This is a genomic window from Bacillus sp. 0909A (assembly GCF_036765115.1).
GTDB classification, from domain to species: Bacteria; Bacillota; Bacilli; order Bacillales; family Bacillaceae; genus Bacillus; species Bacillus mojavensis.
The window spans coordinates 379,742-404,095 of sequence record NZ_JBAIZU010000002.1 but is presented as its reverse complement, the minus strand read 5'-3'; the positions used below and the strand labels follow the sequence as shown (position 1 = coordinate 404,095).

The window sequence follows — 24,354 nt, the reverse complement described above, 5'->3', positions numbered from 1 at the left end:
TTCCTCATCCTCCCTTTTTTATTTATAAGTATTGATGAGGAACCCATTCTGCTACATTAATTTGTGCTTTTTAATGTAAAGAATGTGATCTCAGGTTTAGCCAGAAATCGCAAAGGCAGTCTCGTCATCCCAAGGCCGCGGTTCACATAAATATGAGTGTCATCTGTTTGATACATTCCTTCGGTATAGACTTTTCCGTACGGAGGCGTAATAAGCGGTCCGTAGAAGGGCAGCTGAATCTGCCCGCCGTGTGTGTGTCCGGATAGCTGCAGATTGACAGGATATGTTTTTGTATTCAAGGCTGCATCAGGCTCATGGACGAGCAGAATGGAAAAAAGCTTCTCGCTTAGTTTCGATAGTGTGCCTTCATAATCGGGTTTCCCGAGCATTAAATCATCGAGCGCAGCAATCTCAATTTCGCTGCCGTCTGTGAGCGTCAATTTTTGATAGGCGTTGCGGAACACCGTAAAACCTCCTGAAGTCATCAGGCCTTTATAAGCATCGGTACCATAGCCGCCGTGATCATGATTGCCGTAAACACAAAACTTTCCGAAGGGTGCCTGCAGCTTTCTCAAGTAAGGAATCACTGCCTGATAATTGTGATACGTATCAGGGTTATCGATAATATCACCGGTAAAAACAATCAAATCAGGCTTAGATTCATTGATTGTCAGAATGACAGTTCTAAAGTCATCAAGCGTAAAGTAATCGCTTAAATGTGTATCACTGAACTGCACAATTTTAAAACCGTCAAATCCATGGGGAATGAGAGAGCTTTTAATCGTGTGTTTAGTAGTCTCAATCATATGCGGTTCCAGATAGCGGGCATAGCCATATCCGCCGCCAGCCGTTAAAACCCCGGCCGCAAAAACGCCGAACGTTCCTTTTAAAAATTGTCTTCTGGACATCTTTTTCATTTCAAACCAACCTTTAATAGAGTTTTTCTATTATATCACCTGTACCTTTAAAAAATCTCATCTCAGCATGTGCTGACAGAAGCTTGCGTATAATGATAGAATGATATTGAATGAATACTCATTCATAACAGGAGGGATCATACAATGGAAAAAAAGGTTGTTATTATTACCGGCGGGTCAAGCGGCATGGGAAAAGCAATGGCAAAGAAACAGGCCAAATTAGGCTGGAACGTCATGATAACAGGGCGGAACCAGGAAGCGCTTGAAGAAACAAAGAAAGAAATTGAAACCTTTGAGGGCCAAGTTGCCTGCTTTCAAATGGATGTCCGTTCTGATTCTTCTGCAGCACAAATGGTTGCAGAAGCGCTAAATGGGTTTGGGCGTCTTGATGCACTTATTAATAATGCGGCCGGCAATTTTATTTGTCCGGCGGAAAAGCTCACGCCCAATGGATGGAAAGCGGTAATTGAGATTGTATTAAATGGTACTTTTTTTTGCAGTCAGGCCGCAGCCAGGCACTGGATTGAGCATCAGCAGAAGGGTGTTATTTTAAATATGGCCGCCACTTATGCGTGGGGAGCGGGTGCGGGGGTTGCTCATTCCGCTGCGGCAAAAGCTGGCGTATTATCGCTCACTAGAACTCTTGCTGTAGAGTGGGGCAGTCAATACGGAATCCGTTCAAATGCGATTGCACCCGGTCCAATTGAACGAACAGGCGGTGCAGAGAAGCTTTTCGAATCAGAAAAAGCGATGTCCCGAACGATAAACAGTGTGCCGCTCGGCCGGCTTGGCACACCCGAGGAAATCGCCGCTTTGGCAGCGTTTATGCTTTCTGATGAAGCTTCCTATATGAATGGAGAATGTGTCACTCTGGATGGGGGGCAATGGTTGAATCCTTATCCGTTTTAAAGCATATTAATCTTTGGATTCAATGTGGTATAATTAGACAAAGATAGAGAAGCAGGTGATAACATGTTGGATCCACTTGATATTTTAACGAACATTGATGATGTCCACCCATATTACCAGGCGATTTTCAGTGCCGAGGAGCAGAAAATCGTCGGGTATGAGGTGCTGGGACGTATATTGGCAGATTCAGAAATTCAAAGTCTCGGACCCTTTTTTCTAGATGCGGGGATACCCGAAGAATATAAATTAGAGGTTGATAACAGAATTATCCGCCAGGCTCTTGACCGCTTTTTAGAAGCGGATTCTGATCTGCTGATCTTTATGAATCAGGATGCCAATCTTTTAATGCTTGATCACGGCGAAAGCTTTCTTGAGCTTCTGAAAGAATATGAAGCGAGAGGGATCGAACTTCATCGTTTCGTGCTTGAAATTACGGAGCACAATTTTGAAGGGGATATTGAGCAGCTTTACCATATGCTTGCCTACTATCGTACATACGGAATCAAAATTGCAGTTGATAATATCGGAAAAGAAAGCAGCAATCTGGACAGAATTGCGCTGCTTTCACCAGATTTGTTAAAAATTGATCTGCAGGCGCTGAAAATATCGCAGCCATCTCCGTCTTATGAGCATGTGCTGTACAGCATTTCATTATTAGCAAGAAAAATCGGTGCGGCGCTGCTTTACGAAGATATTGAGGCGAATTTTCAGCTTCAATATGCATGGAGAAACGGAGGCCGCTATTTTCAGGGCTTTTATTTGGTGTCCCCGTCAGAATCGTTTTTAGAGAGAGATGTATTGAAGCGAAGACTTAAGACTGAATTTCACCAATTTATCACACATGAGAAAAAGAAACTAGAAACCGTCTATGAGCACTCTGAACAGTTTTACAAACGGGTGCATCAGGCTGTTACATCATTGCGAAAATACAGCCAGTCTCCGGATGATGACGACTTTATTAAAAAGCTTGCGGAAGAGCTGACGGATTGCAGCTTTAGAATTTATATTTGTGATGAAGAAGGCGATCAGCTGACTGGAAATGTTTTTAAACAAAACGGAGAATGGATTTACCAGCCGGAGTATGCGGAGAAGAATTGGAGCTGGCGTCCTTATTTTTTAGAGAATATTATGAGAATGAGAAACCTCAGAAAAGGATTTTTCAGTGATTTGTACAGCGATTTGGAAACAGGTGAAATGATCAGAACGTTTTCGTATCCGATGGATGATCATATGTATTTATTTATAGACCTGCCGTATTCTTATTTATATGAGCAGGATGGTTTGATTTAAACGGCTGAAGAGCCGTTTTTTTTATGAATTGAAAAAATATCAAAAAAACGATTGACATTGATACTGAGAATCATTATCATTTAATTATAGAGAGAAGCTACTCTCTGTTCCCCAACCCCTCTATCAGATCAAGATCCGAAAAGCTTGGCGCTACCCCCGCCAAGTTTTTTATTTGTCAACGAATAAGACAAACCATAAAAACAATAAACCTTATTAGTGGTAAACAACGCCACTAGGAGGTTAAAACATGTTCAAAAGGAGCAACAGCCTGCGCATTGATTTTCCAACCCCAGAACATCCTGACCCGAATGCTGCAGCCGCGTTTCAAGAGCTAGGCGGCAAATTTGGTGAAGGGTCCATTCTCAATCATTACATGTTCCAATCCTGAAACTTTCGCTGCAAGAAAAAATTAAAACCGTTTTACGCCGATCTCGTATCAAGCATTACCGCTGAAGAATTCAGCCATGTAGAGCTTGTGTCAAATACGAAATCTTTAATGCTGACAGCTTCGTCATTTAAAGGTGATCCCGATGTTTTACACCGATGAGAGATGCAAAAAATAAACGCCATTCCCAGCATCTTATTGAAACGGCTCAATCGTATCCGTTTGATTCGATGGGGAAGTCTGGACTGGTGAAAATGTGTTAACAGCGGAAACCTGGTGCTGCATTTGCTCATGTGCGGCGGCGTTCACATCGTGGCTTATGCCAAAGCGCTTGAGGTTGCGACTGGCGTTAGTATCGGCAAAATGCATCCAATCCCAAATCCCGTTATTCAAAAAAGGATTTTGACAAAATTGCAAAAGGCTGTTGGATCCTGCCGGAATACCAAAAAAACTATAATTGTGTGTATGACATTCCAAAAAAAGCCTCAAACTACGTAAAAATAGTTTTTTCACTTTTTTTCTTTTTTTAAATTCAGCAGGGAAAATGCCATCCTGTCCGACTTTATGGTATGATGCTCAATAGAACTTGTATTATAATAAATACTTGTTGATTTGAAGTTGTTTTTTGAAAGGAGTCTTTTTTTAGAATGTCACAATTAATGGGTATCATCACACGGCTGCAAAGTCTGCAAGAAACGGCGGAAGCGGCTAGCGAGCCAATGCAGCGCTACTTCGAAGTAAATGGTGAAAAAATATGCAGTGTTAAATATTTCGAAAAAAATCAAACGTTCGAACTGACGGTTTTCCAAAAAGGTGAAAAGCCGAACACATATCCGTTTGATAATATCGACATGGTTTCAATCGAAATCTTTGAACTTCTGCAGTAAGACTCTTGATATAGGGGAAACAAGCTTTCGCTTTGCAGCATGTAATCGAAATAAACGGTAAGGAACATACTTGTTTCATGGTTGTAAATCCTTGAAAAGGAGTGTCGTCATGGCCGATTCTTTTCTGTTTTATAATCTTTCAGAAGCACAGATGACCTTTCAAGATGTGATGGAGCGGCTTAAAGCCTTTATCCGAAAGGACCCCCGTTCTTCATATGTGTTATCGATTGGAACCGATTCTCAGGTTTATCGTGATTACACAAAGTTTATTACTGCGTTACATTTGCATCGTACAGGCAAGGGAGCTTGGGGCTGCTTGAAAAATCACGCAGTCGACAGACCCATACATAGCCTTCGTGAAAAGATTTCGTTAGAAACTGCGTACAGTCAAGAAACAGCCGCCTATATTCTGGATGGACACTTGATGGATATTACCGATCTGCTCCTGCCTTTTACAGGTGAAGGGGCGGATCTTACATTTGAGGTTCACTTGGATATTGGGAAAAAAGGTCTTACAAAAGAACTGATTCAAGAAATGACAGGACGTATTACTTCAATGGGGATTGAGGCTAAAATCAAACCGGATTCATACACAGCCTTCAGCTATGCAAATCGTTTCACAAAATAATTCCGGCTCGCAAGCCGAGGGAAATGTCGAATTATGCGGTTGACGATTGTTTTCTGATTACTTATTCTAGCGGTAGAGCTGAAAGTAAGTTTTCTTGCTTTCAGAGGTATTCAGTATAAAACAGGGGGCCTGATTACGAATGAGTCTTATCGGTGAACGATTTACAGAAGAAGAACAAAAACTTCTGCTGAATATCCTGATCAACCATGAGTATGCTATCGAGCTTTTAAGCAGTGAGATCAACGATATAGAGACAGGAACCAAAAACGTTGACGGAACCACCTACAAAAAACTTGTAACGCTATACGACCGATTTCGATTTGAAAATTAATGGAACACTTTATAATTGATACTCCTCCAAAGAGTATCTTTTTTATTGAGGAAACTTTTCGACAAATACTGATAAAGTTTATATTATTGTAGTATAGGGAATGTATGTGTTGATGAAAATGAAAAGGGGTCGAAAACATGATAAGCTTGCAATCAGATCAGCTTCTTGAGGCAACAGTCGGACAATTTATGATTGAGGCGGACAAAGTAGCGCACGTTCAAGTTGGGAACAACCTGGAGCACGCTTTATTAGTGCTGACAAAAACAGGATACACGGCCATCCCGGTGCTGGATGCGTCTTATCGTTTACACGGCTTAATTGGGACAAATATGATCATGAACAGCATTTTTGGTCTTGAAAGAATTGAATTCGAAAAGCTTGACCAGATTACCGTAGAGGAAGTCATGCTGAGTGATATTCCGCGTCTTCATATAAATGATTCGATTATCAAAGGATTCAGCATGGTCATTGATAACGGGTTTGTTTGCGTTGAAAATGATGATCAGGTCTTTGAGGGGATCTTCACGAGAAGAGTGGTTTTGAAGGAATTGAATAAACATATTCGCTCATTGAACAAGTAGGCTGCTCGGCCTATTTTTTATTATATTTCCAGAGCCATAAAGAAAGCGCATACATAAATTGGGGTGAAAAGGACTTGAATCATAAACTAAGTTTTTATTAGAATGGGAGATAAGAAAAACTTATTGATAATAAAAAGGAGGACGACATGCAGCTTCAAGAGCTTCATATGCTCGTAGTTTTAGCTGAGGAGTTAAATATGAGAAAGGCGGCTGAACGGCTTTTTGTATCCCAGCCGGCTTTATCTCAGCGTTTACAAACCATTGAAAAGGCGTGGGGGACAAAGATATTTTTAAGATCCCAAAAAGGACTGACGGTAACGCCAGCCGGAGAGAAAATCATTCAGTTTGCGAATGACGTTACGTCAGAGCAGGACAGAATTAGAGAAAATATCGATGAGCTCGAAGGAGAAATTCACGGCACACTGAAGCTCGCCGTCGCCTCTATCATCGGCCAGCATTGGCTTCCTAAAGTTCTGAAAACGTATGTGGAAAAGTATCCGAATGCAAAGGTTTCGCTTATTACCGGCTGGAGCAGCGAAATGCTGAAAAGCCTTTATGAGGATCAGGTTCATATTGGCATTATTAGAGGAAACCCCGAGTGGAAAGGCCGCAAAGACTATTTAATGACAGATCATCTGTATTTAGTCGATACTGAAATTTCCTGTATAGAAGATATTGCTCATACAGAACGGCCATTTATCCAATTTAAAAGCGACAGCACTTATTTTCAGGAGATTCAGCATTGGTGGCATCAAAAATTTAAAACGTCGCCAAAACAGACTATATTGGTTGATCAGATTGAAACGTGCAAACAGATGGCGCTGCACGGGATCGGATATGCGATTTTGCCGTCTGTTACCCTTCAGAACGAAGACAAAGTCAATAAAATGCCTCTGTTAGACGGTAAAGGAAACCCTATCGGGCGGGATACGTGGTTATTAGGCTATGAACCTGCTTTTGAACTGAAGCAAGTTCAAGCTTTTGTTTCAGTTGTAAAGGAGATGCTTGATCAAGAGCACCCATTTTAAGAGAAAAGACAGCACAAGGCTGTCTTTTTTTATTTACATATTGACAATGAAAATCATTATCATTTAAAGTGGTACATATGATATTGAAAATCATTATCAATTATGAGGTGATAACATGGCAAAAGCCTTGATTACATATGCCAGCATGTCAGGAAATACCGAAGACATTGCTGGAATTATAAAAGACACGCTGCAGGAATATGGTTTAGACATTGATTGCATCGATATGGATGACGCAGAAGCATCGGCTCTGACTTCTTATGATTATGTGCTCATTGGCACCTATACATGGGGGGATGGTGATTTGCCTTACGAAGCAGAGGACTTTTTCGAAGAGGTTCAGCAGCTCCAGCTTAACGGCTTGAAAACAGCTTGCTTCGGCTCGGGGGATTACTCTTATCCGAAATTTTGCGAAGCTGTCAATCTGTTCAGTGACATGCTGCAAGAGGCGGGAGCTGCTGTCTATCAAGAAACACTTAAAATTGAGCTTGCCCCTGAATCGGATGATGACGTGGAAAGCTGCAGAGAATTTGCAAGAGGTTTTCTTGCATGGGCAGACTTTGTGAACAAGGGAAAAAGCCATGTTTCATAAAGGTGCGACAGCTGTTGCGGCATCGGCGTTTTCTGGCTATTTTGTGGCACTAAAAAGAGAGGGCATTTTTCATTATTCTTTGGAACAAGGCTGGAAGAAGCTTTTTCGTTTAAAAGCGAAAATACACTGCATCAGTTACATCGGTCCTTATTTATTCGGTGTCGGTGAAAAGGGAACGATCATTCGTTCATCTGACGAGGGGAAAACATGGTCGATATCGAGCTTCCCGACAAATGCGACAGTGTGGGCGATTACCGGCAGGAATGATGGATTTGTTTGCGCCCATGGCAAGCATTGCGTTTATGTATCAGAAGACTTCGGTATTTCGTGGCGGGTTGCCAAACCCTTTGCGGAATTTGAACATCCGCCTGTTATCCGTTCACTGTGTCTGCACGGCGGTAATCTTTATATTGGTACACAAATACACGAATGCTTCGGAGGGATTTGGGCTTACGATTTCAAACAAGACGCTGTCCGAATGGTAAAAAAAGAAGACAGCCGTATGACGGCATCCATGCTAGTGTTCAATGAAAAATGGCTGGTTGCTGCAATGGGCTCTGTAAAAGGGAAGCACGGAGCCGTCATTGCACAGCATATTTTTACGGCTGAAGAAGTTACGATACATTCCAGCATGATGAGAATGGAAGAATCGTTTCTTGATATTTCAGAGGATGATGGCATTATTTATGTCACAACGGCTCAAGATGAAAATGGCTATTCGAGGATTTATCAGGCTGATCTTGAGGCCCGAGAACTAAGATGGTTTGATACCATTAAAGGTCATGGCTGGAGAGTCGCCAATCAAAGAGAAAATTTCTTTTGTGCAGGTTTGTATGAATGTAAATTTGTCCAGCCATACGAAGTTTCAGCAATGATTCATTAGAGGAGGAATACGGAATTGGGGAAGATTTTGCTGGTTTACGCAACGATGTCAGGCAACACAGAAGCCATGGCTGATTTGATTGAAAAGGGACTTCAGGAGGCGGAAGCGGAAGTAGACCGTTTTGAAGCGATGGACATTGATGATGCCGAGCTGTTTAATGATTATGAACATATCATCTTAGGAACCTATACATGGGGAGACGGAGATTTGCCTGACGAATTTCTCGACCTTGCCGAAGAAATGGATGCACTTGACTTTACCGGGAAAACCTGCGCCGTTTTCGGTTCCGGTGATACAGCATATGAATTTTTCTGCGGTGCTGTAGATACACTTGAAGAGAAAATAAAAGATCGAGGCGGCGAAATCGTGCTTCCTTCCGTAAAAGTTGAAATGAATCCTGAAGGGGAAGAAGAGGAAGCATTAAAGGAATTCGGCAGACAATTTGCTAGAAAAAGCGGCTGTGCTGTCTGATAGATGCAAAGAGAAATGCCGAGCGCCTGTTTCCTTTTTTTCTTGTCTTTGTATCTTTCCTTTGATACAGTAATGAGGTAGAAAATCAGGAGGAGGACTATACATATGAAAATGATGGACGCAAATGAAATTATTTCATTTATTCAAAATAGTACAAAATCTACACCTGTAAAGGTTTATGTAAAAGGTGAGCTGGAAGGAATCAATTTCGGTGAATCTGCGAAAGCTTTTCTAAACGGAAACACTGGTGTTGTCTTCGGTGAATGGAACGAAATCAAAACAGCAATTGAAGAAAACCAAAGCAAAATCGAAGATTACGTGGTTGAAAATGACCGCCGCAACTCTGCGATTCCTATGCTTGATCTTAAAAATGTAAAAGCGCGCATCGAGCCGGGTGCGATCATTCGCGACCAAGTTGAAATTGGCGATAACGCAGTCATCATGATGGGGGCTTCTATCAATATCGGATCAGTTATCGGAGAAGGTACAATGATCGATATGAACGTTGTCCTTGGCGGACGAGCTACTGTTGGTAAAAACTGTCACATCGGTGCGGGTTCTGTGCTTGCGGGCGTTATTGAGCCGCCATCCGCTAAACCGGTTGTCATTGAAGACGACGTTGTGATTGGCGCAAATGCTGTCGTGCTCGAAGGTGTAACAGTTGGTAAAGGAGCTGTTGTTGCTGCGGGTGCGATCGTAGTGAACGATGTTGAGCCATACACAGTTGTTGCAGGAACACCTGCTAAGAAAATTAAAGATATCGATGAGAAAACAAAAGGCAAAACTGAAATCAAGCAGGAATTACGCCAGCTGTAAGGAATGATTTGATCAAAAAGGCGTGGATGATATATCCACGCCTTATTCGTATAGGCAGGAGGACATGAAAATGAAGAAAGAGGAGCTCATTGCAATCCGCAGAGATCTGCACCGTATTCCCGAGCTTGGATTTCAGGAATTCAAAACACAGCAATATTTATTAAACGTCTTGGAGAAATATCCGAAAGACAGAATTGAAATTGAGAAATGGAGAACAGGACTTTTTGTGAAAGTGAACGGAACAGCGCCGGAAAAAATGCTCGGATACCGAGCGGACATTGATGCGCTATCAATCGAAGAGCAGACAGGGCTGCCATTCGCATCAGAGCACCACGGCAAAATGCACGCCTGCGGACACGATTTGCATATGACGATTGCGCTGGGCATCATCGACCACTTTGTTCATCAACCTGTTAAGCAGGATCTGCTCTTTTTATTCCAGCCGGCAGAGGAAGGTCCAGGCGGAGCGGAACCGATGCTAGAGAGCGACGTTTTGAAAAAGTGGCAGCCTGATCTCATCACTGCGCTTCATATTGCTCCAGAGCTACCGGTCGGCACCATCGCGACAAAAAGCGGTTTGCTTTTTGCGAATACATCAGAGCTTGTCATTGACCTGGAAGGCAAAGGGGGGCATGCTGCTTATCCGCACTTAGCTGAGGATATGGTTGTAGCGGCAAGCACACTCGTTACTCAACTGCAAACAATCATCTCCAGAAATACGGACCCGCTGGACAGCGCTGTGATTACTATCGGTACGATTACGGGCGGCTCCGCGCAAAATATCATTGCGCAAACAGCTCACCTGGAAGGCACAATCCGCACGCTTTCTGAAGAATCCATGAAGCAGGTAAAGGAACGGATCGAAGATTTAGTGAAAGGAATCGAAATCGGCTTTCGCTGTAAAGGAAAAGTGACGTATCCGTCTGTGTATCACCAAGTTTACAATACAAGCGGGCTCACAGAGGAATTTATGTCTTTTGTTGCTGAGCACAAATTGGCACAAGTAATTGAAGCAAAAGAAGCGATGACCGGAGAGGATTTTGGCTACATGCTGAAAAAATATCCGGGTTTCATGTTCTGGCTCGGCGCTGATTCCGCGCACGGACTCCATCACGCGAAGCTGAATCCTGATGAAAATGCAATCGAAACAGCGGTTAACGTGATGACAGGTTATTTTTCTGTTTATGCCAATTAAGTACAATGTAAAGAATAAAATGCCATATGATGAGCACCCTATTTAACGGAGGTGTTCTTTATGACAAAAAAAATTGGAATTGAACAGTCGTTATCAGATGTAGAAGCTGCATTAAGAGAAAAAGGATATGACGTTGTCATGATGAAAAGTCCTGCAGATGCAAAAGGCTGTGACTGCTGTGTCGTAACAGGGCTAGACAACAATGTGCAAGGTATTGCCGATACAGTAACACAAGCACCAGTCATTACAGCTTCCGGGATGACTGCTGAAGAAATTTGCAGCGAAGTTGAAAGCAGAATTCAGTAAAGTAAAAACCGAAGCAAAAGCTTCGGTTCTTTTATTATTCTGTTTCTTTAGGAAAAGCGCGATCGAGTGCGGTTTTTATTTCTTTTCTCAGCACGCGTTCGACCCGCCACTGTTCCATATTTTCTGTTTTGGCAATGACTCTGATCACAATTTCAGAGGTTCCCAGCTCTTGAATGCCGATAACATTAGGGCCCTCTTTAATTTGCGGAAGAGCAGCTGCCGTTTCGTCACATACATGTTGTAAGATGTGAATGGTTTCATCGAGGTTTCTTTCAGCAGGTACTTTAATATCAACCAGGGCCTGCATCGTTCCTCGGGAATGGTTGCTTACATTTGTGATGTTCCGATTCGGGATGTAATGCAGTGTGCCGTCAAAGCTGCGGATTTGGGTCGTTCTTAAACCGACCTGCTCCACAATTCCGTCAAAGGTCGCAACGGTTATATAATCTCCGACATCCAATTGTTTTTCAAGCAAAATAAAAAAACCTGTCACGATGTCGCTGACAAGGCCTTGGGCGCCAAAACCGACTGCCAGACCTACGATTCCCGCACCGGCTAAAAGAGCGCTTGGATCGTAATGAAACAAATCCAGAACCATAACGAAAAAAATAAAAATCAATATGTAAGCAAATACGTTAAGTGTCAGGCTTCGGAGCGTGTGAGCCCGTCCGATAGTCAGATTGTTTTGCGCTTCAAATTTTGCAAATAGATGTTTAATAATTCTCATGCCTACAGATCGAACGATAAAATAGAGGCAAATCATAATGACGAGCTTAATGAGTAAAACACCCGCATTGGTGACAAGACCTGCCCAATCATAGTGTGTAATAAAATCCATGTTGGAGCTTCCTTTCTGAATGTGTTGCAGCATGTTAAAATTTGTTTCCCTATACATGAACATGTTAAACTTTTTAACGTAAAATGTCGAAGGCAAAGACATGTATTCTTTGTTAAAAATTGACTGTGAAAATGTGCTTCGATATAATGGTCATTGTGATGTTATTAACGAAATAAGGGATATTTTCCTTTATTTTCTTATCTGTCTGGCTTTTAAAGCCAAACTATCAATTGGAGGGATACATATGGCAGAACGTATGGTAGGTAAACAAGCTCCTCGTTTTGAAATGGAAGCAGTCCTTGCAAATAAGGAATTTGGCAAAGTTAGTCTTGAAGAAAACATGAAAAACGACAAATGGACGGTTCTTTTCTTCTATCCAATGGACTTTACTTTTGTCTGTCCGACAGAAATTACAGCGATGTCTGACCGTTATGACGAGTTCGAAGATCTTGATGCTGAAGTGATCGGCGTTTCAACTGATACAATCCATACCCACTTGGCGTGGATCAACACAGACCGCAAAGAAAATGGTCTAGGTCAGCTGAAATATCCGCTTGCTGCTGATACTAACCATGAAGTATCCCGTGAATATGGCGTTTTAATTGAAGAAGAAGGCGTCGCACTTCGCGGATTGTTTATTATCAATCCTGAAGGCGAGCTACAATATCAAACGGTTTTCCATAACAACATCGGCCGTGACGTTGATGAAACGCTTCGAGTGCTGCAAGCACTTCAAACAGGCGGACTATGCCCGGCTAACTGGAAACCAGGTCAAAAAACACTTTAATTCTTTTTGAGAACGAAAGAAAAAGGTCTAACAATTCGTTAGGCCTTTTTGACTCTTACTGCTCACTAGGAGGAAAAAGCGATGAAATTACGTCAGCCAATGCCTGAATTGACAGGAGAAAAAGCTTGGTTCAACGGTGAAGTAACAAAAGAACAACTGATTGGAGAAAAACCGACACTGATTCATTTCTGGTCTATCAGCTGTCACCTGTGTAAAGAAGCAATGCCGCAGGTGAATGAATTCCGTGACAAATATCAAGACAAGCTGAACGTTGTAGCTGTTCATATGCCTCGTTCCGAAGACGACCTGGATCTCGACAAAATCAAGGAAGTAGCTGCAGAACATGACATGACTCAGCCTATTTTTATTGATAGCGACCACGCTTTAACCGACGCATTTGAAAACGAGTATGTGCCGGCGTACTATGTGTTTGATAAAACCGGCCAGCTTCGTCATTTTCAAGCGGGCGGCAGCGGCATGAAAATGCTTGAAAAACGTGTGAACCGCGTTCTGGCTGAAACAGAACAAGCAGCTGAATAATGTTGCGCAAATAAAAAACCTGAGGTTATCAGGTTTTTTTATTTGCGCAAAAAAGGAAAAGAGTAAGAAGCTTATTTTTCCATATTTGGGTATAAGAAAAACGTTTTTTAATGACTTATCTTCTAAAAAAGAGACCTAATTTCTTATGTTTTTCTGCAAATTTAGATATTTTTCATATCTCAGAATGCGAAAATTGTAGATATTACACTAAATTTCATTAAAGAAGTAATTAAAAGATAGATTTTCAACATTATTCCAAATGATTGACATAAGCTTTGAACCCTTGTGGATAAAGAGGTCTGTTGAAAAATAAAACGTTTTCAGAAAATAAGGAATTTTTCATAGAGTAAATATAATAGTAAAATGCTAAAATAATAGTTGATAAAATTACTTTTGTAATCTAATATCTTAATTAAAGATGTTAATTCTGATAGGGGGTACATTGAGGAATGTTTAATGAAAGAGAAGCTTTGCGCTTGCGATTAGAACAATTAAATGAAGCTGAAGTGAAAGTCATTCGTGAATATCAAATTGAACGCGATAAAATATACGCAAAATTAAGAGAGCTGGACAGAAATGGAAGCCCTTCCGAAACGAAAAAGGAGTTCCGTTCTGAAAGAAAAACTGACTCTCTGCCAGTTCTCGCCGAGCTTGCAGCTCAGGAAATCAGAAGCTATCAGCCGCCATCACAGCAGCAGTCCGCCCAGCCTCAGCTTCAAACTATTTCCTCTCTTCCTGCCGGTATACCAGATGGAGCGACAAGAAGAAGAAGAGGAACGGCAAGACCGGGGTCAAAAGCAGCTAAACTGCGTGAAGCGGCTATTAAAACATTAAAACGCCACAACGCGGCAATTAAAAGTTCCGAACTTCAAAAAGAGATTGAAAAGGAAAGCGGTCTGGAAATTCCTAATATGACAACGTTTATGCAAAGCTTAATTAAAATGTATCCTGAAGTGAAAAAACCGTATCGCGGCCAGTACATTTTAGAGGGCGAAATCGAATCCGTTGAATCAACTGAATCAGCAACAGAATAGGCACACAGAAAAACTGCTTGAAGAGCTCAAGCAGTTTTTTTATTATTGGGTTTTTTTCGAGGAAGGTTTATTTTCTTTTTCAAGATTAAGCTTATACACCCATTTTTGATAAGGTTTTTCTTCGGCGGCGCGGCTCTTCAGCTCTTCAATTTTATGATTGATAAGCTGGTCAGATGATTGGACTCTGGTCAGCTGTTTTTGAAGCTCATTTACTTGTTTTGTGACATCTTCAAGGATGGTCTCTACATGACTTGACGGTGCGTAAACGGTTTGAGCTTCTTCTGCCGTTTTTTCTTTTTGTTTCGCGCCGCCATCAATATCGGCAAAATGAGAAGCAATCCAGGCATCACTTTCATCAAGCTGCCGTTTGTACGAAATAATAGTTTCTTGAAATAGTTTTTCTTTCGTTTTTTCTATTTCAAGCAGCCTTTCTTTCGTTTCTATGATTCGATCTTTCATATGATCTATTTCTATTTTGATATGTTTTAGCTGGTATTCTTTTTCTATCATTTGCTCTTTTAAGCGTCCGTTTTCGGCTTTTATCGTTTCGGCTTGCTGCTTTGCTTGAAACAATTCGTGCTGTTCTCGCTGGATAGAGGTATTAAGATGAATGATTTGTTTATGCAAATTTTTATTTTCTTCCTCAATTTTGATTTTTTCGATATGAAGCTTATGTTTTTCTTCAATTTCAGTTTTGCGTTTGTAGGTTTCCGCGGAAAGAAGCTCCTGCAAGGTGACGATTTTATCGAGTAGTTCGGCTCTCATTTGATGCAGTGTATGACTCGTATGGGAGGCGTGTTTTTCTTTCATTGACATTTGCTTTAACTCAGCAGACAGCTGCTGAAGTTTTTCTTTCATATTGGTATTTTCTTTGAGCAGTTTGTTATTTTTCTGATGGAAGTAGCTTGCCTCAAGCTCGGAAATAAGTTTATGGCACCTTGACAGCTCTGATTTTAAATAAAGGTTCTCCTGTGACACGTCATGGAAAAAAGGACCTGATCTTTTCAAGCGAACCATCTCCCTCATGATGTTAACATTACAATATGCAAATACTGAACAGCTATTCCTCTTTAATAAACAGACAAGCATTGGCGTTGGAGCCTTGCTTTTGCTATGCTTTTGGTAACTAGAGGTGAGAGCATGAAACATATAAATGTACTTTTAGCAGGAGGAGCCTCACGCCGATTTGGGGAGCCCAAGGCTTTTGTAAATTGGAGAGGCCGCATGTTTTACGAATGGGCTAAAAAGGCGCTTGGTGAGCAAGCGGTCATCATCAGCCGTCCCGAGTTTATCGATAGATTTCAAGAGAATGGCGAAACCGAAGTATATCAAGACGCGGAGCCGTTCCAGGGAATGGGCCCATTGGCTGGTATCTATACTGCTTTTGAAAAGACAGACGGTGACCTTTATACGATTCTATCCTGTGACACACCGTTAATACGTAGAAGGACGATGGCGGAGCTCAGGCGCATGGTGACTGCCGATACGGACGCAGTCATCCCGATATCAGGCGGACGAGAGCAGCCATTGATAGCACTGTATCATAAAAGGATCATGCCTATTCTATATGAACAGCTATCTGAAAAAAAATTAAGAATATCAGATTTGGTAGACCGTATTTCAGTTCGTTACGTACAGGCAGAGGAAATCGCGGCAGTGCCGGAAGAGTTTATGAATATTAATACACGCGATGACTATAGGCGTTTGGAAGAATTCAAGACATTCTCCTGCTGGGACTGACGGGAGTAAAACATGGTATGATTGACATAAAAGATAAGGAGATCAGGTTTGATGGAGGAGCGTTATTCACGGCAAATCAGATTTAAGCAAATTGGAGAAGAGGGCCAGCAAAGACTGGCAGACAGCCGCGTGCTGATCGTAGGAGCAGGAGCGCTCGGAACAGCCGGAGCTGAAGGGCTATCGAGAGCGGGAGTGGGAACCGTCACCATCATTGACCGTGATTATGTAGAATGGAGCAATCTGCAAAGGCAGCAGCTCTATACAGAAAGCGATGCAGAACTCCGCATGCCGAAAGCTATGGCTGCCAAAGAACATTTATCCGCTATAAACAGCGGCATACATATTGAGGCATACGTTACAGAGGGGACGGCTGAAACACTTGAACCGCTGATTGAAAAAGCGGATATTGTTATCGATGCGACAGATAATTTTGAAACACGTATGCTTATCAACGATCTAGCTCAGAAAACAAAGACACCGTGGATTTATGGCGCATGTGTAAGCAGTCAAGGGATGTTCATGACGATTATACCGGGGGAGACACCTTGTTTGTCTTGTTTGTTTGAACAAATTCCTGTCGGCGGAGCGACGTGCGATACAGCGGGGATTATTCCCCCTGCGGTCCATATGGTTTCAGCCTATCAGCAGGCAGAAGCGCTGAAACTGTTAACGGGAAACACAGAAGCGATACAGCGCGGCTTTGTCACGTTTGATGTCTGGAACAATTCACATATGAAAATAAACGTTAGCGATGTACGAGTCGAAGATTGTCCGTCATGCGGCGCACACGCAGTTTATCCTTATCTACAAGATTGGAACACGCCAAAAGCCGCTGTACTGTGCGGCCGTGATACGGTTCAAGTCAGATCAGAGTCATTAAAAAGAATACCGAAGCAGGAGCTCGTCAGTCGGCTGAAAACAATCGGCAAGGTAGAGGCCAATGCATTTTTGCTTCATATTTATTATGAACATTTTAGAATCGTCATTTTTAATGACGGACGGGCTCTGATTCACGGAACAAGTGATGTGAAAGAAGCCAATTCTGTGTTGGCAAGAGTAATCGGATTGTAACAACAGGAGGGTTCAGAATGCTGGAGAAAAGAACACCGATACCGGTAGATGAAGCTGTTCGGCGTGTCGGACGATTTCAAAAACGAGGGGAAACAGAATGGGTGGCGCTTGAAAACAGCCTTCATCGATTTTTAGCTGAAGATGTAACGGCAGATCACCATGTGCCTGCATTTGACCGTTCGCCATATGACGGTTTTGCTGTCAGAGCATGTGATACGGCTGAAGCTTCACGCGAACACCCTGTCCGCTTTGAGGTCATTGACCATATCGGAGCAGGGGCTGTATCTGAGAAAGAACTTGCTGCGTTTCAGGCAGTGCGGATCATGACAGGTGCGCAAATTCCAAAAGGCGCGGATGCAGTGGTCATGATTGAGCTGACTCAAACCTTTGAAGAGAATGGTCAGCCGTTTATGTCTTTAAAACGCCGCTTCCACCCAGGGGACAATATTTCAAAAACAGGCGAAGATGCTCGAAAAGGGAGCGTTTTAGTCAGAACGGGCACTCGAATTACCCCGGGAGTAACAGCTCTTCTGGCAACCTTTGGATACGCTTCTGTGCCTGTCGTGAGAAAGCCTGTTGTTGGGATCATCGCAACCGGCACTGAATTGCTGAATGTCAGTGACCCGCTGGAGCCGGGGAAAATCCGTAACAGCAACGCAAGTATGGTATATGCACAAGTCATTGAAGCGGGCGCTTCACCTCTTTACTTAGGGAAAATTTCCGATGATCTTGATCAAAGCTTTGCTGCGGTCGAAGAAGCGATGGAAAAGGTTGATTTTCTAATCACAACAGGCGGCGTGTCAGTTGGTGACTTTGACTTTTTGCCTGCAATCTATGAAAGACTCGGGGCGGAGGTGCTCTTTAATAAAGTTGCTATGCGTCCAGGAAGTGTAACGACTGTGGCTCATGCAAATGATATGCTGCTGTTTGGGCTGTCAGGTAACCCTTCGGCATGCTATGTCGGTTTTGAACTGTTTGTAAAACCGATGATCCGGACATGGCTGCTTCATGATAAACCGCATCCCATTTGCGCAGAAGCTGTTTTGACTAAGGACTTTCCTAAGCCAAATCCTTTTACCCGATTTGTACGTGCTTATGTACACCATCAGGAAGGAAAGCTGTTAGCGGCTCCCGTTGGATTAGATAAGTCAAGCTCTGTCACTTCACTTGCAGAGGCGAATGCGTTTATCATCCTGCCGGGCGGTACGAGAGGTTACGAATCGGGTAGAACGGTTCACGTGCTGCTGATCAGAGAAGAGAATGGAAGTGAGTGGCCTTGGTCCGTCCTTTCCCAATCGTCCAAATTGTAGGGTTCCAAAACAGCGGAAAAACAACGTTGATAGAGCGTATACTTAAAAAAGCCGCACAACAGGGGCTGCATGCAGGCTGCTTGAAGCATCACGGTCATGGCGGCGAACCAGAAGCATTCACTGAAGGAAAAGACACTGACCGTTACCAAGCCGCGGGAGCTGATATAACAGCAGTAGAAGGAGCGGGTGTTTTACAGCTTACGGCCCGCCGTAAATGGGATCTCCCGCAGCTGATCGAGTTATATCGCTTTCTCGATATGGATTGCCTGCTCATAGAAGGCTTTAAAAAAGCTCCTTACCCTAAAGTCGTTATAGTACGAGATAAGGATGATCTGGCCGAACTGCAGGCAGTAAATATAATCGCAATCATGTACAGAGAAAAAGAACAAATGGCTTCACACCAAGGATTACCCGTTTTTCACGCGGATGATCCAGCAGGAGTTGATTATGTGCTTTCACAGCTGAAGGGGGAATCTGTGTAATGGGTCGATTTGAGATCACGAAAACACCCATCGTTACTGAAGATATCATAAAAAAGGTAGAGAAACGGGAAGCCGGAGCTATTACCACGTTCATCGGGACGGTTCGGGAGTGGACAAACGGAAAAAAAACAATCAGGCTGGAATATGAGGCTTATGAACCGATGGCTGTGCAGATGCTGGCCCAAATCGGGGCTGAAATAGAAGAGAAATGGAAAGGTGCCTCAGCTGCTATCACACACCGGATCGGTGTACTGGATATCGGCGAAGCGGCAGTTGTCATCGCTGTGTCTTCTCCCCATCGAAAAGCTGCTTATGAAGCCAATGAGTATGCAATCGAACGCATTAAACAAATAGTGCCTATTTGGAAAAAGGAAATTTGGGAAGACGGAGAGCAATGGATTGGTGACCAGCTTGAGACAACAGCTTATCCGAATGGAAAACCAGATCTAAGTGAGGGAGAGCAGCATGATTAACATTCTTTTGTTTGCGGGACTTGCTGAAAAGGCCGGCACGTCAACGCTTGAAATTGATATGGAACAAGCAACAACCGATGATGTAAAAGCAGTATTAAAGGAACAATACGGACTTGAATCAATTGATACGGCTATGATTGCCGTAAATGAAAGCTACGTCAAAGAAAATACTTCAGTATCTTCCGGTGACACGGTGGCTGTTATTCCGCCTGTCAGCGGGGGATGAAAACCGGACGGCGATAAAGCCGTCCGGTTTTTGCGTTAGAAGCCATATCTCTCGTTTTTTGCATATCCTGCTCCTCATCCTGCATACAATGATTTTCTGTAAGCATTTATTTTACATAGTCCCACCATATAAAGTAAGAGACCATCTCCATCATTAGATTGAATTTTGGAAAAATAATAGAAATTTATTTCGGGAATCAATATAGTAAGGGTGAAAAAACTGGAAGGGTGCTGGATATGGAGACATTTAAAAGATTAAAATCATTTTATTGGCCGTACAGAAAGGTGTTTATGTGGTCGCTTCTGGCGATGTTTTTGATGACAGCGATAACGGTCGTTTATCCGATCATTCTTCAAATTACGATTGATGAGATCGTACTGGGGAGGCAGTATCAGCTTGCAGTATGGATCAGTCTGGGATTTATTGCGGTAATGGCTGTAAAAGGAACCGCCACTTTTTTTCATCAGTATTTAGGTGATATGTTTGGAATCAAATCTGTTTATCGGCTGAGAAATGGCCTGTATGGAAAACTGCAGAGGCTTTCTTTTTCTTACTATGACAATGCCAAAACAGGTGATTTGATGTCCAGGCTGACAGCCGATGTTGAGGGGCTTAGGTTTTTTTTATCCTATGGGCTTGCTGAGTTTATTCGATTCGGCTTGCTGATTGCGATCAGCTTATCAGTCATGTTTTACTATTCGGTTCCTCTTACGCTGGTAACAATCGCTGCTTTGCCTTTTCTGGCGATCGCAGTATATCAGTTTGACAAAAGAGTACACCCTGCCTTCCGAGGTATTAGAAAATCGTTTGCGAAGCTTAATACAAAGGTGCAGGAAAATATCAGCGGCATCAACACAGTTAAGTCACTATCAAGAGAAGATTTTCAAATCAGTGCCTTTAGTAAGGCAAATGCGGCCTACAGAACAACATATTTACAAACGTCATTCATCTGGTCTGCGTATTTTCCGCTGATGGAATTTATCGGCAATATTTGTATTGTGGCTCTTCTTTCATACGGCGGCTATTTGGTCATGCAAAATCAGCTGAATCCGGGTGAGCTTGTCGCTTTCTTCAGTCTTGTCAGTTATATGATGTGGCCGATCATGAACTTAGGTTTTGTGATTAATATGTTTTCTCAGGCAAAAGCCTCAGGAGAGCGTCTGTTAGACATTCTTGACGAAGAGGAAGACATTAAAGACCATGCTCATGCTCTACACCAGCCAAAGTTAACCGGAGATGTCTCATTCAAAGATGTGTCTCTCGCATACAAAAATGAGCAAACCAACGCGCTTTCCAATGTAAGCTTTGAAGCAGACAGCGGAAAGATGATCGGACTTTTGGGCCCTACGGGATCTGGAAAAAGCTCAGTCACACAGCTTCTGACTAGATTTTACAGTCCGGCAGGCGGAATCATCACGATTGATCATAAACCTATCACAGATTATTCATTAAAAACCCTTCGCTCAAATATTGGAGTCGTACTTCAAGAATCATTCCTATTTTCATCTACTATTCGATCAAATATTTCATACGGGAAGCCGGCCGCTTCGATGGAGGAGGTTATAGCTGCGGCAAAAAGGGCTCAGGCTCACGAGTTTATTATGGAACTGCCTGACGGATATGACACCATGCTTGGAGAAAGGGGGCTGGGGCTTTCAGGCGGCCAGAAGCAGCGCATTGCTATTGCCAGAGCCATCTGTTTAAACCCAAGCATTTTAATATTAGATGACGCTACAAGTGCAGTAGATATGCAAACCGAGCACAGCATACAGCTTGCGTTAAAAGATGTCATGAAAAACCGCACAACCTTTATCATCGCTCACCGAATTTCATCACTGAAACACGCAGATGAAATTCTCGTCTTCGATAAAGGCAGCATTCGTGAAAGAGGCACTCATCACGAGCTTCTTGCCAAAAACGGCTATTACAAAAAGATATACGATTTGCAATACCGGGATGCCAATATGATAAATGAGCCTCATCAGGTCGGATAGGAGGAACATATGAAACAAGCAAAAAAACAGGGGATTTTGGAGCGTTTCTATTATTCTTCAGATGAAATTATTGAAAAACCGTTTAACTGGGCTCAAATGTGGCGGCTGTTAAGCTATGTCAAACCGTATCGAAAAACAATTCTGCCGCTTTCTTTTCTCACCGTTTTGATTGGGACTGCTGTGAAGCTTGTCATTCCCATTCTGATCGGTGTTTATGTTCTCGATCAAGCCATTACAGCAAAGAATTCGGAATTGCTGATGCAGCTGATGATTTTGATCAGCGTTTTATACGCTGTTAATTATGTAGCCAATATGCTAAGGATCAGATGGATGAACCAGCTTGGCCAGCATGTCATTTACGATTTGCGCCAGCATTTATTTACCCATGTGCAGCGCTTGTCCCATCGATTTTTCGATCAGAGATCGGCAGGGTCTATTCTCGTCAGAATTATGAATGACATTAACTCCCTTCAGGAGCTTTTCACAAGCGGCGTAATTAACTTATTAACAGATTTATTGCTTTTGGCGGGAGTCGTCATCATTTTATTCACGCTAAGTCCTGAACTGACCATAGCCATCATGGTGACTCTGCCGATTATGTTTTTTATTTCAACAAGTCTCAGAAAAAAAATCCGCCGTTCATGGCAAACGGTTCGCCTGAAGCAATCAAAGCTGAACTCCCATTTAAACGAAAGCATCCAAGGTATCCGCGTAACGCAGGCTTTCACGCAGGAACAAGAGAACATGACGTATTTTGACGGAGTCAATCAAGAAAACTATCAATCATGGCGGGAAGCAACAAGAAAAAATGCTGTGTTCCGTCCGCTGGTAGAAATGACAAATGCGGTAGGAACAGCTGTATTAATATGGTATGGCGCCACACTCATCATGAACGAAACCATTACGATAGGTGTCTTCGTATCTTTTGCCTTCTATTTAGGCATGTTTTGGGAGCCTATTTCAAGATTAGGCCAGGTTTATAACCAATTGTTAATGGGGATGGCCTCGTCAGAGCGGATTTTTGAATTTTTAGATGAACAGCCGAACGTCAAGGAAAAACCGGAAGCCATTCATAAGAAAAATATAAAAGGCCATATCAGCTTTGAAGAGGTTGAATTTTCTTATGATGAAAAGCGAAAGGCTCTTCATTCTGTCTCCTTTTCCATTCCTGCAGGCTCTACACTTGCACTTGTCGGTCACACAGGGAGCGGGAAAACAACGATTGCCAATTTAATCAGCCGTTTTTATGATGCAACAGGAGGAACCATTAAAATAGACGGCATTCCGATAACAGACCTATCCCTTGCCAGTTTGCGCTCTCAAATCAGCATTGTGCTTCAAGACACGTTTATTTTCTCCGGAACGATTATGGAAAATATTCGCTTCGGAAGGCCGGATGCCTCAGACGAAGAAGTAATAAAAGCTGCTCAAGCAGTCGGAGCGGATGAGTTTATTTCTGGTTTAGCAGAAGGATACGAAACAGAGGTGGAAGAAAGGGGAAGCGTACTATCCGCCGGTCAGCGCCAGCTCATTTCCTTCGCAAGAGCGCTGCTCGCAGATCCTGCTATTATCATTCTTGACGAAGCCACGGCAAGCATTGATACAGAGACAGAGGTCAAAATCCAGCAGGCTTTAAAAACATTGCTGAAAGATCGTACAGCCGTCATGATTGCCCACAGACTGTCCACGATCCGCGACGCCGACCATATCATCGTTCTAGATCACGGCAGGAAAATGGAAGAGGGGAATCACGAACAGCTGCTTGGGAAAGGAGGTATTTACGCAGGACTGGTGAAATCGCAGTACAGCATCACTGCAGAATAAAAGCCTTCAGTTTTAAAATCAGGAAGGTCTTTTGAATGATTTGAATATTTTTTTGAAAATATGAAACTTTTTTTAGACCCTTACGTATTATCAGCTAGATATGTTAAAGGAGGATTTATATGGAAGCAAATGTAGAAAAAAACGGTGGAGTAACAACTGAAAAGCCATCCATTTTTGGTGTGATCACAAGTCCTGGAATTCAATTTGAGAGAATAAGAGAAAGGCCGGTTGTATGGGGCCCGTTCTTGATTGTTGCGGCAATCATCATAGTTGGTGCTGTATTGCAGGGGCTCGGAACGGATTATAGCGAGCTTCTTAAAGCGACCGATACTGAAGGTTTATCGCCTGAGCAAATTTCAACTGTCGCAACCATTACCAAATTTGGAGCAATGGCAGGTTCGATTCTTGGCGGAATTGCAGCTTTATTTATTGCGCCTCTCATTTATTGGCTCTGCGTGAAAATATCAGGAGGCGTAACGACGTATAAGAAAATGCTTTCTCTCGGTCTGTTTGTCTCCTTAATCAGCAGCTTAGGATTATTGGTTAATGGCATTGTAGCTTTTACAACTGATGCAAGTTCACTTTACAGCATGACATCACTTGCTGGAATTATTCATTCAGACATGCCTTTAGCAAACGTATTAAATACATTTGAAATCTTCAGCATTTGGAGCTATGTATTATTAGCGATCGGTCTTCACAAAACGGGAGGCATCTCAAAAAAAGCAGGGTGGATATCCGTTATTATTCTTTTCGTCCTTTTGGTCGCATTTTCGTTTATTTCAGGATCAATAAGCTCTGTGGCAGGTGCATAAT

At 42.6% G+C, this 24,354-nt stretch carries 28 protein-coding genes and 1 pseudogene; 26 read left to right on the top strand and 3 right to left on the bottom strand.

What is annotated here, in order from left to right:
• Positions 1 to 56: 56 nt before the first annotated feature.
• Positions 57 to 917: a metallophosphoesterase gene (locus tag V6D42_RS07295; protein WP_333512775.1), complete on the bottom strand. Its 861-nt coding sequence runs from the start codon at positions 915 to 917 to the stop codon at positions 57 to 59.
• Between the two features lie 144 nt (positions 918 to 1,061).
• Here V6D42_RS07295 and fadH point away from each other — a divergent pair, with 144 nt between their 5' ends.
• From fadH to V6D42_RS07225, 14 genes and pseudogenes are all read left to right on the top strand, one after another.
• Complete coding sequence (gene fadH / locus V6D42_RS07290; protein ID WP_326202144.1) at positions 1,062 to 1,826, top strand: 2,4-dienoyl-CoA reductase; 765 nt, start codon at positions 1,062 to 1,064, stop codon at positions 1,824 to 1,826.
• A gap of 63 nt (positions 1,827 to 1,889) precedes the next feature.
• Entirely contained in the window at positions 1,890 to 3,116 is a 1,227-nt protein-coding gene (locus tag V6D42_RS07285) for an EAL domain-containing protein (protein WP_333512774.1), read from the top strand.
• 247 nt (positions 3,117 to 3,363) lie between these two features.
• Positions 3,364 to 3,882: pseudogene (locus tag V6D42_RS07280) on the top strand (manganese catalase family protein); the annotation flags it as partial.
• A gap of 266 nt (positions 3,883 to 4,148) precedes the next feature.
• A complete protein-coding gene (locus V6D42_RS07275) occupies positions 4,149 to 4,388 on the top strand; it encodes a YkuJ family protein (RefSeq protein ID WP_010334055.1) in 240 nt (79 codons plus the stop codon).
• A gap of 109 nt (positions 4,389 to 4,497) precedes the next feature.
• Positions 4,498 to 5,016 (top strand): ribonuclease H-like YkuK family protein, encoded by a 519-nt coding sequence (locus tag V6D42_RS07270; RefSeq protein WP_010334056.1) that lies wholly within the window; start codon positions 4,498 to 4,500, stop codon positions 5,014 to 5,016.
• Between the two features lie 139 nt (positions 5,017 to 5,155).
• Positions 5,156 to 5,347, top strand: a complete 192-nt coding sequence (gene abbA / locus V6D42_RS07265) for an AbrB antirepressor AbbA (protein WP_003218673.1) — start codon at positions 5,156 to 5,158, stop codon at positions 5,345 to 5,347.
• Positions 5,348 to 5,484: 137 nt separating this feature from the next.
• Positions 5,485 to 5,928, top strand: coding sequence for a cyclic-di-AMP-binding protein CbpB (cbpB, locus tag V6D42_RS07260; RefSeq protein WP_333512773.1), 444 nt, complete (start codon positions 5,485 to 5,487; stop codon positions 5,926 to 5,928).
• Positions 5,929 to 6,074: 146 nt separating this feature from the next.
• The gene (ccpC, locus tag V6D42_RS07255; RefSeq protein WP_010334058.1) at positions 6,075 to 6,956 is read left to right on the top strand and encodes a transcriptional regulator CcpC; all 882 of its coding nucleotides are present in this window, start codon (positions 6,075 to 6,077) and stop codon (positions 6,954 to 6,956) included.
• A gap of 115 nt (positions 6,957 to 7,071) precedes the next feature.
• Positions 7,072 to 7,548 (top strand): flavodoxin, encoded by a 477-nt coding sequence (locus V6D42_RS07250; RefSeq protein ID WP_333512772.1) that lies wholly within the window; start codon positions 7,072 to 7,074, stop codon positions 7,546 to 7,548.
• Positions 7,538 to 8,431: a WD40/YVTN/BNR-like repeat-containing protein gene (locus tag V6D42_RS07245; protein ID WP_333512771.1), complete on the top strand. Its 894-nt coding sequence runs from the start codon at positions 7,538 to 7,540 to the stop codon at positions 8,429 to 8,431. Before V6D42_RS07250 ends, V6D42_RS07245 begins: the two co-directional genes overlap by 11 nt.
• 15 nt (positions 8,432 to 8,446) lie before the next feature.
• A complete protein-coding gene (locus tag V6D42_RS07240) occupies positions 8,447 to 8,902 on the top strand; it encodes a flavodoxin (protein WP_229148106.1) in 456 nt (151 codons plus the stop codon).
• A gap of 105 nt (positions 8,903 to 9,007) precedes the next feature.
• Entirely contained in the window at positions 9,008 to 9,718 is a 711-nt protein-coding gene (dapD, locus tag V6D42_RS07235; RefSeq protein ID WP_333512770.1) for a 2,3,4,5-tetrahydropyridine-2,6-dicarboxylate N-acetyltransferase, read from the top strand.
• Between the two features lie 70 nt (positions 9,719 to 9,788).
• Positions 9,789 to 10,913, top strand: a complete 1,125-nt coding sequence (locus tag V6D42_RS07230; RefSeq protein ID WP_333512769.1) for an N-acetyldiaminopimelate deacetylase — start codon at positions 9,789 to 9,791, stop codon at positions 10,911 to 10,913.
• Between the two features lie 60 nt (positions 10,914 to 10,973).
• Positions 10,974 to 11,219, top strand: a complete 246-nt coding sequence (locus tag V6D42_RS07225; protein ID WP_010334064.1) for a YkuS family protein — start codon at positions 10,974 to 10,976, stop codon at positions 11,217 to 11,219.
• 34 nt (positions 11,220 to 11,253) lie between these two features.
• On the opposite strand, the gene V6D42_RS07220 is transcribed toward V6D42_RS07225, so the two are convergent.
• On the bottom strand, positions 11,254 to 12,057 hold the full coding sequence (locus V6D42_RS07220) for a mechanosensitive ion channel family protein (protein WP_044156062.1): 804 nt from the start codon (positions 12,055 to 12,057) through the stop codon (positions 11,254 to 11,256).
• 244 nt (positions 12,058 to 12,301) lie between these two features.
• Here V6D42_RS07220 and ahpA point away from each other — a divergent pair, with 244 nt between their 5' ends.
• The 3 genes from ahpA to rok all read left to right on the top strand — a co-directional run bounded on the left by ahpA (position 12,302) and on the right by rok (position 14,418).
• On the top strand, positions 12,302 to 12,844 hold the full coding sequence (ahpA, locus tag V6D42_RS07215; protein WP_010334066.1) for a biofilm-specific peroxidase AhpA: 543 nt from the start codon (positions 12,302 to 12,304) through the stop codon (positions 12,842 to 12,844).
• Positions 12,845 to 12,925: 81 nt separating this feature from the next.
• Complete coding sequence (gene ykuV, locus V6D42_RS07210; protein ID WP_333512768.1) at positions 12,926 to 13,384, top strand: thiol-disulfide oxidoreductase YkuV; 459 nt, start codon at positions 12,926 to 12,928, stop codon at positions 13,382 to 13,384.
• Between the two features lie 449 nt (positions 13,385 to 13,833).
• Positions 13,834 to 14,418 carry a transcriptional regulator Rok gene (rok, locus tag V6D42_RS07205; protein WP_010334068.1) on the top strand — a complete coding sequence of 195 codons (585 nt, stop codon included), beginning with the start codon at positions 13,834 to 13,836 and terminating at the stop codon, positions 14,416 to 14,418.
• Between the two features lie 42 nt (positions 14,419 to 14,460).
• Here the strand turns inward: rok and V6D42_RS07200 are convergent, their stop codons facing one another.
• On the bottom strand, positions 14,461 to 15,426 hold the full coding sequence (locus V6D42_RS07200; RefSeq protein WP_326202164.1) for a sporulation protein: 966 nt from the start codon (positions 15,424 to 15,426) through the stop codon (positions 14,461 to 14,463).
• Positions 15,427 to 15,558: 132 nt separating this feature from the next.
• Here V6D42_RS07200 and V6D42_RS07195 point away from each other — a divergent pair, with 132 nt between their 5' ends.
• The 9 genes from V6D42_RS07195 (at position 15,559) to yknW (ending at position 24,353) form a co-directional block, all read left to right on the top strand.
• The gene (locus V6D42_RS07195) at positions 15,559 to 16,158 is read left to right on the top strand and encodes a molybdenum cofactor guanylyltransferase (RefSeq protein ID WP_333512767.1); all 600 of its coding nucleotides are present in this window, start codon (positions 15,559 to 15,561) and stop codon (positions 16,156 to 16,158) included.
• Between the two features lie 51 nt (positions 16,159 to 16,209).
• Entirely contained in the window at positions 16,210 to 17,229 is a 1,020-nt protein-coding gene (locus V6D42_RS07190; protein ID WP_268505557.1) for a MoeB/ThiF family adenylyltransferase, read from the top strand.
• A 17-nt stretch (positions 17,230 to 17,246) separates the two neighbouring features.
• Positions 17,247 to 18,539 (top strand): molybdopterin molybdotransferase MoeA, encoded by a 1,293-nt coding sequence (locus V6D42_RS07185; RefSeq protein WP_326202169.1) that lies wholly within the window; start codon positions 17,247 to 17,249, stop codon positions 18,537 to 18,539.
• Positions 18,500 to 19,021 carry a molybdopterin-guanine dinucleotide biosynthesis protein B gene (gene mobB / locus V6D42_RS07180; RefSeq protein ID WP_026014702.1) on the top strand — a complete coding sequence of 174 codons (522 nt, stop codon included), beginning with the start codon at positions 18,500 to 18,502 and terminating at the stop codon, positions 19,019 to 19,021. The genes V6D42_RS07185 and mobB overlap by 40 nt, the downstream gene beginning before the upstream one ends.
• Positions 19,021 to 19,494, top strand: coding sequence for a molybdenum cofactor biosynthesis protein MoaE (locus V6D42_RS07175; RefSeq protein WP_095714706.1), 474 nt, complete (start codon positions 19,021 to 19,023; stop codon positions 19,492 to 19,494). Before mobB ends, V6D42_RS07175 begins: the two co-directional genes overlap by 1 nt.
• Positions 19,487 to 19,720: a molybdopterin converting factor subunit 1 gene (gene moaD, locus V6D42_RS07170; RefSeq protein ID WP_326192094.1), complete on the top strand. Its 234-nt coding sequence runs from the start codon at positions 19,487 to 19,489 to the stop codon at positions 19,718 to 19,720. The genes V6D42_RS07175 and moaD overlap by 8 nt, the downstream gene beginning before the upstream one ends.
• Before the next feature lie 236 nt (positions 19,721 to 19,956).
• Positions 19,957 to 21,714, top strand: coding sequence for an ABC transporter ATP-binding protein (locus V6D42_RS07165; protein WP_333512766.1), 1,758 nt, complete (start codon positions 19,957 to 19,959; stop codon positions 21,712 to 21,714).
• Positions 21,715 to 21,723: 9 nt separating this feature from the next.
• Positions 21,724 to 23,538, top strand: a complete 1,815-nt coding sequence (locus V6D42_RS07160; protein ID WP_333512765.1) for an ABC transporter ATP-binding protein — start codon at positions 21,724 to 21,726, stop codon at positions 23,536 to 23,538.
• A 119-nt stretch (positions 23,539 to 23,657) separates the two neighbouring features.
• Positions 23,658 to 24,353, top strand: a complete 696-nt coding sequence (gene yknW / locus V6D42_RS07155) for a toxin SDP protection protein YknW (protein ID WP_333512764.1) — start codon at positions 23,658 to 23,660, stop codon at positions 24,351 to 24,353.
• Position 24,354 lies beyond the last annotated feature (1 nt).